The 14,983-nt window shown below is 72.6% G+C and carries 15 protein-coding genes and 1 tRNA gene; 4 read left to right on the forward strand and 12 right to left on the reverse strand.

Annotated features, from left to right (window positions below; all coding sequences use genetic code 11):
* Window positions 1-43: 43 nt before the first annotated feature.
* Together ABLE53_RS14790 and ABLE53_RS14795 are read right to left on the reverse strand one after the other, a co-directional pair.
* Entirely contained in the window at window positions 44-805 is a 762-nt protein-coding gene (locus tag ABLE53_RS14790; protein WP_425474883.1) for a spermidine synthase, read from the reverse strand.
* A gap of 117 nt (window positions 806-922) precedes the next feature.
* Entirely contained in the window at window positions 923-1,561 is a 639-nt protein-coding gene (locus ABLE53_RS14795) for a hypothetical protein (protein WP_348859735.1), read from the reverse strand.
* Window positions 1,562-1,724: 163 nt separating this feature from the next.
* On the opposite strand from ABLE53_RS14795, the gene ABLE53_RS14800 reads away from it, so the two are divergent.
* Together ABLE53_RS14800 and ABLE53_RS14805 are read left to right on the forward strand one after the other, a co-directional pair.
* The gene (locus ABLE53_RS14800; protein ID WP_348859737.1) at window positions 1,725-3,122 is read left to right on the forward strand and encodes an FAD-binding oxidoreductase; all 1,398 of its coding nucleotides are present in this window, start codon (window positions 1,725-1,727) and stop codon (window positions 3,120-3,122) included.
* 34 nt (window positions 3,123-3,156) lie between these two features.
* Window positions 3,157-4,446, forward strand: coding sequence for an MFS transporter (locus tag ABLE53_RS14805; protein ID WP_348859738.1), 1,290 nt, complete (start codon window positions 3,157-3,159; stop codon window positions 4,444-4,446).
* 4 nt (window positions 4,447-4,450) lie between these two features.
* On the opposite strand, the gene ABLE53_RS14810 is transcribed toward ABLE53_RS14805, so the two are convergent.
* The 3 genes from ABLE53_RS14810 to ABLE53_RS14820 all read right to left on the reverse strand — a co-directional run bounded on the left by ABLE53_RS14810 (window position 4,451) and on the right by ABLE53_RS14820 (window position 6,572).
* A complete protein-coding gene (locus ABLE53_RS14810) occupies window positions 4,451-5,098 on the reverse strand; it encodes a group I intron-associated PD-(D/E)XK endonuclease (protein WP_348859739.1) in 648 nt (215 codons plus the stop codon).
* A 160-nt stretch (window positions 5,099-5,258) separates the two neighbouring features.
* Window positions 5,259-5,332 (reverse strand) — tRNA-Pro (locus ABLE53_RS14815).
* Window positions 5,333-5,423: 91 nt separating this feature from the next.
* Window positions 5,424-6,572: a CDP-glycerol glycerophosphotransferase family protein gene (locus tag ABLE53_RS14820; RefSeq protein ID WP_348859740.1), complete on the reverse strand. Its 1,149-nt coding sequence runs from the start codon at window positions 6,570-6,572 to the stop codon at window positions 5,424-5,426.
* 164 nt (window positions 6,573-6,736) lie between these two features.
* Between ABLE53_RS14820 and ABLE53_RS14825 the strand changes: the two genes are divergently transcribed.
* Together ABLE53_RS14825 and ABLE53_RS14830 are read left to right on the forward strand one after the other, a co-directional pair.
* Window positions 6,737-8,170 (forward strand): glycosyltransferase family 2 protein, encoded by a 1,434-nt coding sequence (locus ABLE53_RS14825; protein WP_348859741.1) that lies wholly within the window; start codon window positions 6,737-6,739, stop codon window positions 8,168-8,170.
* The gene (locus ABLE53_RS14830; protein ID WP_348859742.1) at window positions 8,167-8,376 is read left to right on the forward strand and encodes a hypothetical protein; all 210 of its coding nucleotides are present in this window, start codon (window positions 8,167-8,169) and stop codon (window positions 8,374-8,376) included. Before ABLE53_RS14825 ends, ABLE53_RS14830 begins: the two co-directional genes overlap by 4 nt.
* Before the next feature lie 20 nt (window positions 8,377-8,396).
* Here ABLE53_RS14830 and der read toward each other — a convergent pair whose 3' ends face one another.
* The 7 genes from der to thrS are packed head-to-tail and all read right to left on the reverse strand — an operon-like array spanning window position 8,397 to window position 14,882.
* Entirely contained in the window at window positions 8,397-9,776 is a 1,380-nt protein-coding gene (der, locus tag ABLE53_RS14835) for a ribosome biogenesis GTPase Der (protein ID WP_348859743.1), read from the reverse strand.
* Window positions 9,773-10,507 (reverse strand): lysophospholipid acyltransferase family protein, encoded by a 735-nt coding sequence (locus ABLE53_RS14840; protein WP_348859744.1) that lies wholly within the window; start codon window positions 10,505-10,507, stop codon window positions 9,773-9,775. The genes der and ABLE53_RS14840 overlap by 4 nt, the downstream gene beginning before the upstream one ends.
* On the reverse strand, window positions 10,504-11,211 hold the full coding sequence (gene cmk / locus ABLE53_RS14845) for a (d)CMP kinase (RefSeq protein ID WP_348859745.1): 708 nt from the start codon (window positions 11,209-11,211) through the stop codon (window positions 10,504-10,506). The genes ABLE53_RS14840 and cmk overlap by 4 nt, the downstream gene beginning before the upstream one ends.
* Before the next feature lie 11 nt (window positions 11,212-11,222).
* Complete coding sequence (locus ABLE53_RS14850) at window positions 11,223-12,308, reverse strand: prephenate dehydrogenase (protein WP_348859747.1); 1,086 nt, start codon at window positions 12,306-12,308, stop codon at window positions 11,223-11,225.
* Between the two features lie 43 nt (window positions 12,309-12,351).
* On the reverse strand, window positions 12,352-12,738 hold the full coding sequence (locus ABLE53_RS14855; RefSeq protein ID WP_348859749.1) for a VOC family protein: 387 nt from the start codon (window positions 12,736-12,738) through the stop codon (window positions 12,352-12,354).
* Window positions 12,739-12,742: 4 nt separating this feature from the next.
* Entirely contained in the window at window positions 12,743-13,552 is an 810-nt protein-coding gene (locus tag ABLE53_RS14860; protein WP_348859750.1) for a helix-turn-helix domain-containing protein, read from the reverse strand.
* 4 nt (window positions 13,553-13,556) lie between these two features.
* Window positions 13,557-14,882 (reverse strand): threonine--tRNA ligase, encoded by a 1,326-nt coding sequence (gene thrS, locus ABLE53_RS14865; RefSeq protein ID WP_348859751.1) that lies wholly within the window; start codon window positions 14,880-14,882, stop codon window positions 13,557-13,559.
* Between the last annotated feature and the right edge of the window lie 101 nt (window positions 14,883-14,983).

A 14,983-nucleotide genomic window follows, 5' to 3' on the forward strand; every position in this document is an offset into this window, starting at 1 on the left:
TCGTCCTTCTGCGTCGAGCTCGGGCGGTGCGCGTGCGACCACTCTAACGGCCGCGCCGACCCCCGGGTTCCGGCACGGGACCGTCCTCGGTCTCGCCGCCTGCGGAGGCATCCCCGAACGGACGCCCGCCGCCGAAGGAGTCGCTCACCGCACGCGCGTCGAGGACCTTGTACGGCGCCGCGCCGGTCGCCGCCCGGCCGCGCAGCTCCGCCACCGGCGCGGTATCGCCCGCCACCACCACGAGGTTGCCCTGACGGCGACCTCGCAGGGTCGCCGGCTCGGCCGCCAGCAGCACGTCACCGAAGACCGCCCGGATCCCCGCGACCGCGCGGCGCGCGTGCGGGAACGGCGCCCGGTCGACCAGGTTCGCCGCGAACCGGCCGCCGTGGGCGAGGACCCGGGCCACCTCGGCGTACGCCTCCTGCGTCACGAGGTCGCCGGGCACCCGTCCGTGGGCGAAGGCGTCGAGGACGACGAGGTCGGCGGCGCCCTCGCGCATCGCCGCCAGTCCGGCGCGGCCGTCGACGGGCCGCACCCGGATCCCGCTGCGCGGCGGCAGCGGCAGCTCCGCCCTGACCAGGGCGGTCTGGGCCGTGTCGGGCTCGAGGACGACCTGCCAGGAGCCGGGGCGGGCGGCCGCGACGTACCTCGGCAGCGTGAGGCCCGCTCCCCCGATGTGGACGACGCGCACAGGCTCACCGGGCGGTGCGTGCACGTCGACGACGTCGGCGAGCCGGCGTACGTAGTCGAAGACGATCCGGGTCGGGTCGGCCAGGTCGACGTGGGACTGGTCCATGCCGTCCATCCGGACCACGAACGTGTCCGGGCGGTCGCCCGCGACGATCTCGACACCGGTCACGGGAGGAGCATGCCAGGCATGCCCCTCCCGTGGTGCCGGTGCGGGATCGACGCGGGCGTCGAGTCAGCGGAGGGAGGGCCGCCCGTAGGTGACGATGACCTGCTGGACCGGCGAGTAGGACTTCACCAGGCCGTTGCTCGCGCCCACGACCGCGCGGTACTTCATCTTCTTCACCGGGATCCGCACGCTCCACTTGCTGTACTTGTTGGTGCGCACCTTCTTGTAGACCTTCCAGCCGCAGGAGTTGCACTTCTTCTTCTGGATGACGACCGGCCGCTTCTTGTAGCGCGGCGAGACCTTGCCGGAGATCGTCTTCGACCTCGAGTGCACAGCCGGCCGGGTCAGTTTCCGGGCGACCTTGATCCCGCGCGGGTTGGTGGTCCCCACCCCGGTCACGTAGACCTTGAACTGGGTGTACTTGACCGGCTTGACCGACCAGCTGAACGACGACGGACTGCTGTCCGTCCGGATCAGCTTCCACGTGCCCTTGTACGGCTTCGAGTACAGCTTCGCGTTGCCGCTCGACGCCGTCGTCGTCCCGTGGATGGTCAGCGACTGGCCGTAGGTGACCTTCGTCCTGCTGAAGTAGACGACGTTGTCCTGGGCCGAGGCGCTGCCCCCGGTGGACACCAGCGCGGCCGAACCGACCACCGCGGTGGTCAGGACGGCCGCGGCGAGGCGCCCGAGCTTGCTCATCTTCATTTACGCTCCTCGTGTAGGTGGGCGGCGGGCGAGCCCGCCTCCAGACAGGAGCCGGTCGGTCCTCCCCATCCACCACCGACCCGCCCGCACCGCTCCTTTCCCGGGCCGCGGAAGGTGAAACCTCCGCCCGCGTCCCGCGGACGCCGGGGTATCGTCCGAGGCCGTGACCGCATCCGTCTCCCCCATGACCCGCACCGCCTTCCTCGCCGCCCTCGAGGCGAGCCTCCCCGGGAAGGTGCTCACCGACGGGACGGCGATGGAGCGGTACGCCCACGACGAGGCCGAGTGGGCGGCGTACGAGCTGCCCCTGGCGGTCGTGCGGGCGACGAGCACGGAGGACGTACGCCGGCTGGTGGAGCTCTGCGTCGAGCACCGCGTCCCCGTGGTGCCCCGCGGCTCGGGCACCGGCCTGTCCGGCGGCGCCAACGCCTTCGCCGGCTCTGTCGTGCTGAGCGTCGAGCAGATGGACCGGATCCTCCGGATCGACCCTCTCGAGCGGATCGCCGTCGTCCAGCCGGGCGTCGTCAACGACGACCTGCGCGCCGCCACGGCCGAGCACGGCCTCTGGTACCCGCCCGACCCGGCCAGCTCGCCGTGGTCGAGCATCGGCGGCAACGTCGCGACCAACGCCGGCGGGCTGTGCTGCGTGAAGTACGGCGTCACCGGCGACTACGTCCGGGAGATCGAGGTCGTCACCGGCACCGGCGAGGTCGTCCGGCTCGGCCGGCGTACGGCGAAGGGCGTGGCCGGCTACGACCTCAAGTCGCTCGTCGTGGGCTCGGAGGGCACGCTCGGCATCATCACCGAGGTGACGGTGAAGCTCCGGCCGTCGCGGCCGGAGGAGACGACGATCGCCGGCTACTTCGACTCCGTCGTCGACGCCGGGCGCGCGGTGGCCGCGACCGCCGACGCCGGCGTGGTCCCCTCGGCGTTCGAGCTCGTCGACAAGCGCTGCCTGAAGGCGGTCGACGACTGGAAGCACATGGGGCTCTCCACCGAGGCCGAGGTCGTGCTGCTCGGCCGGGTCGACTCGCGCGGCGACGAGGGCAAGGACGAGGCGGCACGGATGGCGGCCGCGTTCGAGGCGAGCGGCGCGACGTTCGTCGCCGTCTCCGAGGACGCCCAGGAGTCGGAGGCACTCTTCGCGGCGCGGCGGCTCTCCTATCCCGCGCTCGAGCGGCTCGGGCCGGCCCTGACCGAGGACGTCTGCGTCCCCGTGGCCGCCATTCCGGAGATGCTCGGTCGCATCGAGGAGATCTCCGACCGCCACGACGTGCTGGTCTCCAACATCGCCCACGTCGGCGACGGCAACCTGCACCCGCTGATCACGACGCCGCCCGGCGACGACGCAGCCCGGGTCCGGGCGCAGGCGGCGTTCGAGGAGATCCTCTCCGCCGCGCTCTCGCTCGGCGGGACGGTCACCGGCGAGCACGGCGTCGGCCTGCTCAAGCGCGGCGGGCTCGCCCGCGAGCAGTCCCCGGCGGTCGTCGCCATGCAGCAGGCCGTCAAGGCGGCTCTCGATCCGCACGGCATCCTGAACCCCGGCAAGGCGATCGTGTGACCGGCCGTCGGATCGGCTGAGACCGGAGGCCGCCGTGGTCCGCGACGCGCTCTCGGTCGTACCCGAGGCCGCCCCCCAGCCGGACGTCACCGCCCACGACGCCGTGCCGCGGCGCAGCACCTTCCGCGCCCTTCGGTCGGTGCCGTTCCGGCTCTACTTCGCCGGCCAGATCGCCTCGGCGAGCGGCAGCTTCCTGCAGCAGACGGCGGTCGGGTGGCTCGTCCTCCAGATCACCGGCTCGGCGGCCAGCCTCGGTCTGGTGCTGGCGGCCGGCGGCGTACCCTCGCTCCTCCTCGGGCCGTGGGGCGGCTCGGTGGCCGACCGCTTCGACCTGCGCCGGCTGCTCGTCGTGACCCAGGTGCTGTACGCCGTCCTGGCCGGGGCGCTGTGGCTGCTGGCGGCGACCGGTCACGCGACGGTCACCGCGATCGTCACCGTCAGCGTCCTCACCGGCGTCGTCGGCATCGTCGACTCCCCCGCCCGCCAGGCGTTTGTCGGCGCGCTGGTCACGTCCGACGACCTGTCCAGCGCGGTCAGTCTCAACGGCGTCGTGATGAACAGTGCGCGCGTCGTCGGGCCCGCCGTGGCGGGCGCGCTGATCGTCACCGTCGGCACGACGCCGTGCTTCGCCGTCAACGCTCTCTCCTACCTCGCCGTCATCGCGGCCCTGCTCGTGATCCGTCCGCTGGGGGCGGCCAAGCGGAGGGCTGCGGGCGGCGTACGCGAGGGGCTGAGGTACGCCGCCGGCCGCGAGCAGCTCTGGGTGCCGCTGACGATGATGGCACTGGTCGGGCTGCTGTCGTTCAACTTCGGCGTCGTCCTCCCGGTGCTCGCGGACGACACCTTCCACGGCAGCGGCGGCACCTACGGCCTGCTGTCGACGATGCTGAGCGTCGGGTCGGTGCTCGGCTCCCTCGGCGTCGGCTTCGTGCCGCACCCGCGGCGGAACTACCTGATCGCCGCGGCGCTCGCCTTCGGCGTCGGGCTGGCGCTCACGGCACTCGCCCCGAACGTCCCCGCCGCCTGCGTCACACTGCTGCTCACCGGGTTCGCGGCCTTCTCGTTCGTGACGCTCTGCTCGACGACGCTCCAGCTCCACTCCTCGCCGGCGTACCGCGGCCGCATCATGGCGCTCTGGGTCTTCGTCTTCATGGGCACGACCCCGATCGGCTCCACCCTCACCGGCGCCATCAGCTCCGGCGCCGGACCGCGGGTGGCCCTCGTCGTCGGCGCCGGCGCCTGCGTCGTCGCGGCCGCCATCGCCGCCCGCGTCCACACTCCCCCGCACCCCGACGACCGGCTCACCGACCTCCAGCCGACATGACGTCTCACGGGATCTGGGTCGCGAGCCCGTCGGCGAATGCCCCCACGCGATAGCCCTCGTACGCCGTCAGATGCACCGAATGCAGACCGCCGACCGCGTCCACGGGGATGAGGTAGCAGCCCATCTCCCCGTCGATGATGAAGAACCAGTCGATCTCCTCGGGGTCGTACGCGGCTCCCGAAGCCCCCGATCGCTGAAGGCGCACCACCCACGTCCGTCCCGTGCGGTAGGTCGTGGTCTTCACCTGCACCCGCTCGATGCGCCCGGCCATCTCGACGAGGAGGTCGTAGACCGCCGGCTCGAGGGGCCACGACACCGTGTGGCCGCAAAGCGTGAACCATGCCACCGCCAGCAGCGAACCGGAGCGGGCGAGCTGGTCTGGACGAGGCTGGAGATGTGCGCCGACCCAGCCGTCGGTGGGCGCCGAGGGAGCGCTCTCCAGATGCGAGGTCGGGATCCCCAGCCGCGCCGCGTGGCCCTTGACCGTGGCGTGGCCCGAGCCACCGGCCAACCCGAGCGCCTCCGCGACCTGCGTCCATGACTGCGCCTGCGCCACCGCCTCGGATAGTTCTGCATCACTCCAGCGACGTTGGCCCGTGAAGTGGCCGTAGTCGAGGCCCAGCCGGTCCGCCTGTGCGCGCACAGAGCGCATCACGGACGCCGACGTGGCCCTCAGTCCCAGCGAGCGCAGAACACCGCGCCACGAGCGGGACGCAGCAACGGCAGCGGAGTTCGGCATCACCGTAGGAGCGCACCCGGGGCATGCGGCTCACTTTGGCACTTCGCGCGACCAGATCGCGCGATTTCATCGGTCGGGCTGACAGGATTTGAACCTGCGACCCCGTGACCCCCAGTCACGTGCTCTACCAAACTGAGCCACAGCCCGATGCCCCATAGGAGCGCTGGAACCTTATCGTAGTCGGCCCCGACGGCGTGAATCCGGGGAGCGACTCCGCCGGACCGGAGCTTCTCCGCGTCTACGCCGTCGCCGCGCCGAGCTCCACGGCCGGCAGCCCGCCGCCGAGCAGCCGGTCACGTAGCGCGACCAGCTCGTCGACCGCGCCGACGAACCGGTCGGTGCTGCTCATCGCGGCGAGGTCGCCGAAGTAGAAGCTGCGCATCGCCAGCCGCGCCATCCGGTGCTCGTCGTGGTCGAGCCGCTGCCGCAGAAGGGTGGTGAGGCCCGCGAGGTTGGCGGAGTCGACGACGTCGGCGCACCGGCTGACCGGCACCTCGGCCCGCAGGCGGTCGCCGTCGTGGTGGCGGTCGGTGATGACGAGCGGCTTGTCGGTCTGCAGGTAGAGCCAGTCCAGCCCCACCGACGACACGTCGGTGACCATCGCGTCGCAGCCCGGGAAGACGGCGAGGATGTCGCCCTGCGTGACGGCGACGTGGCCGCCCGCGGGGTCCCGGCGGCGGGCGTCGTCGACCATCGCGAGGATCCGGTGGTGCGCCTGGCGTACGCCGGCCCGCTGGCTGGTCGTCACCTTGGGGTGCGGCTTGTAGACGAGGCGTACGTCGGGGACCGCGAGGACGGCTTCCACGATCTGGGTCCCGAAGACGTCGACCGACGTGTAGTCGTTGTACTCGGCGTCGCCCTCCCAGGTCGGCGCGTAGAGGACCGTACGTCGCCGGCTCGGCGGGAGGACCGGCTCCGGCCGTAGGTCCAGCTGCGGCCGGCCGATCCGGACCAGCTTGGCGGCGTCGAACTCCATCAGCCCGGACAGGTGGCGCTGCACCGCCGCGTCGCCGGCGACGAAGACCCGGTCGTAGGCCTTCGCGTTGTTGCTCACCATGCTCTGCTTGTCGCTCTCGCCGTGGTTGATGTGGACGTGGAGCATCCGGCCGTCGAGCAGCGACTGGAAGTTGCGCATGGAGTTGTTGCAGTAGAGGACCACCTTGGCCGCCAGCCCGTCGTACAGCTCGGTGAGCGCGGCGAAAGCCGACGCTTCGAAGACCGGAAGCCCGGTCCAGCACCGCACGGTCGCCGCCGTCTGGTCGTTGCGGGTCACGATGCCGACGCGATGGGAGCGGTCCAGGATCTCGAGCACGGGGAGCCACTGGCGCAGCTGGTAGACGCGGGTCGGGTCATCCGCGAAGTAGGCGATCACATCGACGTTCGGCACGCGCGAATACTAGGGCTCGGGGCGTCCCTCACGCACCGGCCCCCCGGCGCGAATTTCGCCGCTTCTGGGGAGCGTCCGGCAGCGTCGGTTTCCGGCCGGTTTCCGGGCGGTTTCGCGGGCGTCGCGGGGAGCCGGCCGGGGCGCGTTCCGCTACGCTCGCCGGCATGAGGCGGTGGAACCTCCAGCGTGGGATCGGCCTCGTGGTGCTGATCGCCGCAGCCCTGGCCGGTGCGCTGATCTGGATGGCGATCGCGTTGACGGACCCGGCCGAGCCAAGACCCCACGAGGGTGTCCTCTTCGGGGCCTGGAAGGTGCTGTACGACACCCAGGCGCCGACCCTCTTCACCCTGCTGATCGCGATCGCCGGCATCCTCCTGGTGGCCGCCGGGGTGGCGCTGGTGGAGCAGCTGATCTCCAACCGCGACCGGCGCTCGCTCGACGTCGTGCACCTCCCGCTCGCGCCGCGGATCGTGATGGCCGAGACCCGGGGCGTGTACGCCGGTCCGGTGACTGTCACCGTCCTCGTGCCCGCCCACAACGAGGAGGCCATCCTCGGCGAGACCCTGGACGCCCTGATGGCGCAGTCCTACCGCCCCGACCGGGTGATCGTGGTCGCCGACAACTGCACGGACCGTACGCCGGAGATCGCGCGCGAGCACGGTGCCGAGGTGTTCGAGACGGTCGGCAACGACAAGAAGAAGGCGGGCGCCCTCAACCAGGCCCTCAAGGAGTTCCTCCCCGGGCAGGGCGACAACGACGTGGTCATGGTCATGGACGCCGACACCTCGCTGGACGACGGCTTCCTGCAGTCAGCGGTCGACCGGATGACCTGGGACCGCGGCCTGATGGCTGTCGGCGGCCTCTTCTACGGCGAGGAGGGCCACGGCCTCATCGGCCAGTTCCAGCGCAACGAGTACGTCCGCTACAGCCGCGACCTCGAGCGGCGGCGCGGCCGGGTGTTCGTCCTGACCGGCACCGCGTCCCTCTTCCGCCCGCGCGCGCTGCGCGAGGTGGCGGCCCACCGCGGAGTCTCGATCCCAGGCGTCCACGGCGACGTCTACGACACCCTCGCGCTGACCGAGGACAACGAGCTCACGATCGCGCTCAAGTCGCTCGGCGCGCTCATGGTCTCGCCGAATCAGTGCACGGTCGTCACCGAGCTGATGCCGTCCTGGCGGACGCTGTGGGCCCAGCGGCTGCGCTGGCAGCGCGGCGCGCTCGAGAACATCGGCGCCTACGGCATCACACCGCAGACGATGCGCTACTGGGCCCAGCAGCTCGGCCTCGGCTACGGCGTGATCGCGCTCTTCGCCTACCTGGTCGCGATGTTCATCCTGGTCTTCTCGGTCGACGGCTGGATCTGGTTCCCGTTCTGGCTGGGCGTCGGCCTGGTCTTCATGGTCGAGCGCGTCGTGACCGTCTGGCCCGCCGGCTGGCATGCCAGGGTCGTCGCCGCACTGCTCGTCCCGGAGCTCGTCTACGCGGTCTTCCTCGACCTCGTCCACGTACGCGGCATCTGGGACATCACCACCGGCCGACGGGCGCAGTGGAAGCACGTCGCGCACGACGCCGCCGCGGGGACGGAGCACGCCGCATGACGACGCTCTGGGGCATCCTCTTCCCGTCCTCCGTGCTGCGCAGCGAATGGTTCGCGATCCTGTCGACCTTCGTCGCGGTCAACACCGTGATGTACGTCGTCCTCGCGATCGTCAAGCTGCTCCCGCGGGTCTACGTCTCCGACCTCTTCCGCGGCCGCAACCGCCGAAGCGAGACCCGCAACATCGACCCCGACGCTCCGATCTGATCGGCGGCGGACGGGAGGCGTCAGCGCTTGCGTCGCTCGCGGACCCGCTGCTGGAGCACGATCGGCGTGCCGACGAAGCCGAACTCCTCGCGCAGCCGGCGCTCGATGAACCGCTCGTACGACGGCTCGAGCTTGCCGGAGGTGAACAGGATGAACGTCGGCGGAGCCGTCGACGGCTGGGTGCCGAAGAGGATCTTCGGCTGCTTGCCGCCGCGTACCGGGTGCGGGTGCTCGGCCACGAGCCGGCCGAGGAACGCGTTCAGCGCGCCGGTGCCGACCCGGGTCTCCCAGCCGGCGAGCGCCTTGTCGATCGCCGGGACGAGCCGGTCGACGTGCCAGCCCGTCCGAGCCGTGACGTTGACCCGGGGCGCCCACTGGACCTGGACGAGCTCGCGCTCGATCTCACGGTCGAGCTGCCAGCGCCGCTCCTCGTCGACGAGGTCCCACTTGTTGAAGGCGATGACGAGCGCCCGCCCCGCGTCGCGGACGGTCTGGAGGATGCGGATGTCCTGCTCGGAGATCGGCTCGCCGCCGTCCACGACGAGGACCGCCACCTCCGCCCGGTCGATCGCCGTGGAGGTCCGGAGGCTGGCGTAGTACTCGTGCCCCGACGCCTCCTTCACGCGCTTGCGGATGCCGGCGGTGTCGATGAAGCGCCAGGTCCGGCCGCCGAGCTCGATCAGCTCGTCGACCGGGTCGACGGTGGTGCCGGCGACGTTGTCGACGACGGCCCGCTCGGCCTTCGCGAGCATGTTGAGGAGCGAGGACTTGCCGACGTTCGGCTTCCCGACGAGGGCGACCCGCCGTGGCCCGCCGATCTCCTCCTCCTCGGGCTGGGGAGACGCCTCCGGCAACGCGGCGAGGATGGCGTCGAGCAGGTCGCCGGAGCCGCGACCGTGGAGCGCCGAGACCGGGAACGGCTCACCGAGACCGAGGTTCCACAGCGCGTACGCCTCGGCCTCGGTGCGCTCGTCGTCGACCTTGTTGGCCGCGAGCACGACGGGCTTGCCGGACCTGCGCAGGATCTTGACGACCGCCTCGTCGGCGTCGGTGATGCCGACCGTGGCGTCGACGACGAAGAGCACCGCGTCGGCGAGGGAGACGGCGATCTCCGCCTGCGCGGCGATCCGCTCCGCGAGCCCGCGCGCGTCCGGGTCCCAGCCGCCCGTGTCGACGAGCGTGAACGCCCGGCCGCTCCACTCGGCGTCGTACGAGACGCGGTCGCGGGTCACGCCGGGGACGTCCTGCACGACCGCCTCACGGCGGCCGAGGATGCGGTTGACGAGGGTCGACTTGCCGACGTTGGGGCGGCCGACGACCGCCACCACCGGCGCCGGCCCGGTCGGCCCGTCGGACCCGACGTACTCCTCGGGCGCGCCCTCGAGCTCGCGCTCGCTCACTCATTCTCCTCGTCGATGGGATCGGGGGGCGGACCGGGCAGGGTGCGCCCGGTCAACGCCTTCGCACGGTCCAGATGGACCTGCATGTGCTCCTGCAGCAACTTCGAGACCTGCTCGACTTGTTCCCGCGTGCGCGGCCACGGCACGGGGTCGACCCGGATCGGCTCGCCGTAGACGATGTCGATCTCCGCCCGCTTGTGCGGCAGCGAGGACACGCTCCCACCGGGGTCGCGGGTGCCGAACATGACGACGGGCACGACCGGGGCGCCCGAGGCGAGGGCGAAGTACGCCGCACCGCGGTGCCACCGCTCGAACTCGCCGCTCCCGCGCGCCCCCTCGGGGTAGATGCCCATCACCCGGCCGGTGCGCAGCACGTGGAGCGCCGTCTTGACCGCCGTCGGGTCGCTGAAGGTCCGGTGCAGCGGGATCTGGCCGACCAGGAGCAGGAACCTGCCGAGGAAGCCGTGCTCGAACATCTCCGACTTGGTCAGCGCGTGGACCGGCCGCGGCGAGTAGATCGCCAGCAGCGGCCCGTCCATGACCCCGACGTGGTTCGACGCCATGATGACCGGGCCCGTGCGCGGAACGTTCTCGGTGCCGTGCACGCGCACGGTGTATCGCCGCCGGATCCCCCACTGCCCGATCCAGCGGAACCGGTAGAGCAGCCACCTGATGGGATGCGGTACGTCGTCGGACCGGGGCAGCTGCGCACGGACGTCGGCGTCGATCACGTGCCTGCCTTCGCGCTCTCGACCAGCGCCACCACGCGGTCGATCACCTCGTCGAGGGTGTACGGCGTCGTGTCGAGGTGGACAGCGCCCTCGGCCATCATGAGCGGCGAGGCGGTGCGGGTCGAGTCGATCTGGTCGCGGGCCTCCAGGGACGCCTTCACCTGGTCGGCGTCGCTGCCGCCCTCCTCGAGCGCGCGCCGGGCGGCCCGCGCCTCGGGGTCGGCGGTGACGTAGAGCTTGACCTGCGCCTCGGGCCAGACGACCGAGCCGATGTCGCGGCCCTCGACGACGATGCCGGGCCCGTCGAGGGCCTCGGCGATGGTCGCGCGCTGGACCTCGAGCAGACGCGCCCGGATCGCCGGCACGGCGCTCACCGGCGAGACGCTGGCGTTGACGACCTCCGTGCGGATCTCGGCCGAGACGTCCACGCCGTCGAGCGTGATCGTGGGGTGCTCAGGGTCGGTGCCCGAGACCACCTTCGGCTCGCCGGCATGGGCAGCGACCGCCGAGGCGTCGTGGACGTCGACCGCGTGCTCGAGCATCCACCAGGTCATCGCCCGGTACATGGCCCCAGTGTCGAGGTAGCGCAGGCCCAGCCGCGCGGCGACACCCCGGGACGTGCTCGACTTGCCGGACCCGGAGGTCCCGTCGACGGCGACGACGACGGCGGACGACGTGGTGGTGCGGTGGTCGGCGCTGCTCACGGGGCAGCAGCCTACCGGTGAGTCACCCAGCCACGAGACTCGAGAGCGTCGTGGAGGCGCTCGTCGGAGCCGGCCGCCACGACCAGCTCCGCGAGGCCGAAGGGACGGCCCGGGTCGTGGTCGATCCGGACGTCCTCGATGTTGACGCCGCTCTCCCCCGCGTCGGCGAAGAGCCGGGCCAGCTCGCCCGGGTGGTCGGGCACCGAGACGAACACGCTCGCCGTCGGGGCCACCGGACCGCCGTGCTTGCCCGGGATGGCCCGGGTGCCGCTGACGCCCTCGGCGAGCAGCCGCTCCACCGCGGCGGCGTCGCCGGCCGCCACCGCGTCGATGAGGACGTCGAGCTGCGAGCGGACCTCCGCGAGCAGCTGTGTCACCGCCGCGGCGTTGCCCGCGACGATCTGGCCGTACAGCGCCGGGTCGCCGGCCGCCACCCGGGTCACGTCGCGCACCCCTTGGCCGCTGAGGGCCAGGTGGCCGGGCGGCCCGGCGGCGAGCCGGGCCGCGACGAGGGCCGACATCAGGTGGGGCACGTGGGACGTCCGCGCGACGGCGCGGTCATGGTCCTCGGGCGTCAACCGGACGGGGATCGCGCCGCAGAGCCTGACCAGCTCCTCGACCAGCACCACCGCGTCGGGGTCGGACCTCTCGTGGGGCGTCACGGCCCAGGGGCGGCCGTCGAAGAGGCTGTCGCTCGCGGCCAGCGGCCCCGAGCGCTCGCTGCCGGCCATGGGGTGCCCGCCGACGTAGCGGCGTACGCCGTCGCGGGCCGCCAGCCCCTCGAGCGGCGCGGACTTCACGCTCCCCACGTCGGTCACCACCGCGTCGTACGCCGCCGTGCGGTCCAGCGCCTCGCCGATCACGTCGCCGAGCACGGCCGGAGGGACGGCGACGACGACCAGCTGCGGTCGGTCGTCCTTGCGGCGACGGCGCCCGGCGCCGAGCCCGGAGGCCGTCCTGATGTGGCCCGACGCGACGTCCGAGAGGACGACCTCGAGCCCCGCTCGGCGGCAGGCCAGGCCCACGGAGGTGCCGAGCAGACCGGTCCCGACGATCTCGACCGGCCCGACAAGGGCAGGACCGGCGGGCTCAGGCATGCGCCACAGGCTAACGGCTGCCGCACCGGCCCCGTGGCACGTCTCAGCCCGGTTGGTAGTCCCCGAAGGACCACTGGTTGCCCTCCGGGTCGCGCACGGTCCCGCCGCGGCCGCCGTAGTCCTGGTCGACCATCGGCCGCAGCACCGTCGCGCCCGCGCCGACCGCCCGCTCGAAGATCGCGTCGGGGTCGAGGGTGACCAGGTAGCAGGCGCCGTGGCCGGCGAGCTCTCCCGGATCGTCGCCGGCGGTGCCGAACATCAGCCCCCCACCGCCCTCCCAGACGTACTCCGCATGGACGACGGTCGCCGGGTCCTCGCCGCGGTAGAGCGCGTGCTCCGTGAAGCCGATCGCCTCCAAGAACGCGATCATCCGGTCGGCGTCGTGGAACCGCAGGGACTGCCAGTACTGCACGTTCTTCGCATCGGTCATGCCGTCAGTCTTCGTCGCCCCCGGTGCGGAGGTCTTGAACGAACGGGAACTCCTCGCGCAGCCACGTGGTGGGCGAGCAGCCGGCGAACTCGCCGAACTCCCGGGTGAAGTGGGCCTGGTCGGCGTACCCGCACCGCTCCGCGACCTCCGCGAGCGGGAGCCGCCCGACGAGGCGGGACGCGGCCTCGAACCGCGCCATCCGCTGGTACTCCTTCGGCGTCACCCCGGTCTCCTCGCGCACGAGATCGCGCAGCCGGCGCCGGCTGAAGCCGACCTCGTCGGCCACCTCGTGGACTCCCCCGCCGCCGGTGAGCAGCGCGAGCGCCCGGCCGACCTCCGCTCGCGGGCCGGGCGCGCCGTGATGAGCGAGCGCCGCGACCAGCGTGGTGCTCACGGTCGTCGCCCACGCCTGCGGCGCGGTCCCGGCGAGCCGCTCCGGGAGGTCGCGCAGCCCGGCGGCGTCGGCGCCGAGGTCGTCAAGCGAGAGCAGCTCCCCGCGCCAGGCGGAGGCGGGCATGCCGAACAGCGCGCGTACGCCCGCAAGGGTCAGTGCCAGCTGGACCCCGCGCTGGTGGCCGGAGTGGTGGATCGCCGCCGGTGCGGGATGGAGGCCGGAGAGCGACGACCAGGTCGCCCGGCGGCCGGTGCCGTCCGCCCAGCCGACGTCGAGCGGCTCGTCGACCGGGAGCACGAACACCACCGTGGTCGACGGCAGCCCGCGGTGGACCCCGGGCGACCCGAAGTCGGTGTCGTACGCCGTCAGCGAGCGGACGTACGGGCCCAGCACCTCGGGCACGGGCACGGTCCTCGACACGCCCCTAGCGTCCGCCGGGCGCCCGGTCGCTGTCGAGGGCCGGCCACGGCACCGCCGCCATCCGGCCGGCGTACGCCTGTTGGAGGGCGGCTACCAGCGCCTCGGGCGGGAGCGAGAGCTGCGTGCCCGCGGTGACGTCGCGCACCTGCACCCGGCCGGCCGCCACCTCCGCGGCGCCGATGACGACGATGAGCGGCTCGCGGCGGCGCCGGCTCTCCCGGATCCGGGCGCCGAGCGAGCCGTCGGCGTGGAGCCGGGGCCGCAGCCCGGCCGCGACCAGGTCGTCCACGAGTCCCCGCGCCGCGGCGTCCTGGGCCGGGTCGACGGGCAGCACACAGGCCTGCACCGGGGCCAGCCACAGCGGCAGCCGGCCCTGGTAGCGCTCGAGGACGGCGGCTGCGACCCGCTCCATCGATCCCACGGTGCCGCGGTGGATCATCACGACCCGCTGGCGGCTGCCGTCGGCGGCGTCGTAGGTGAGGTCGAAGCGCTCGGGCTGGTTGAAGTCCAGCTGCACGGTGGCGATGGTCTCCTCGGCGTGGTCGTCGCGGACCTGCAGGTCCAGCTTCGGGCCGTAGAAGGCGGCCTCGCCCTCCGCCTCGACGAGCTCGATGCCGCCGTCACTCAGCCCGACGTCGTACGCCGCCCGGCGCAGCGCCTCCTCGGCCTCGCGCCAGTGCTCCACGCTGCCGAGGTATGCCGGAGAGTCGTCCCGCTTCGAGAGCCGGACGTAGTCCACCCGCAGCCCGAGGATCTCCTGGGCCCGGAGCGCCGAACGGAGCGCCCGCGCGGACTCCTCGGCCACCTGGTCGGGCCGGCAGAAGACATGGGTGTCGTCGAGGTCGATCTGCCTGACCCGGGTCAGCCCGGAGAGCACCCCCGACCGCTCGGCGCGGAACATCGGCGCGAGCTCGTTGAGCCGGATCGGCAGCTCGCGGTAGGAGTGCCGGCCCGCGGCGTAGACCAGAGCGTGGTGCGGACAGTTGGCCGGCCGCAGGACGAGCTCGTCGGCGGGCTCCTCGTTGCCGAGCCGCATCGGCGGGAACATGTCGTCGGCGAACTTCGCCCAGTGGCCGGAGCGCTCGAAGAGGGCGCGCTTGCCGAGCACCGGGGTACGCACGCCGACGCAGCCGTCGGCGCGTGCCAGGTCGGCGGCCAGGCGCTCCAGCTCGGCGTAGACGACCGCGCCGGCGGGCAGCCAGAGCGGCAGGCCGGCGCCGGCGAGCGGATCGGTGGCGAAGATCGCGAGGTCGCGGTTGAGCTCGCGGTGGTCTGCGCTGGGGTCGGCGCTGGGATCGGGGCTGGGGTCGGGGCTCATCTCGAGGTCCATGGTGCTCCTGGTCGTGGGTACGGAGCCGACCCGGACGCGACACCGCCCCGGAGCCGGGCTCCGGGGCGGTGCGGGAAAGGAAGGTTGCCGCTAGCAGCGCG

The sequence above is a fragment of the Nocardioides asiaticus genome, assembly GCF_040049175.1.
Taxonomy (GTDB): Bacteria; Actinomycetota; Actinomycetes; order Propionibacteriales; family Nocardioidaceae; genus Nocardioides; species Nocardioides cheoyonin.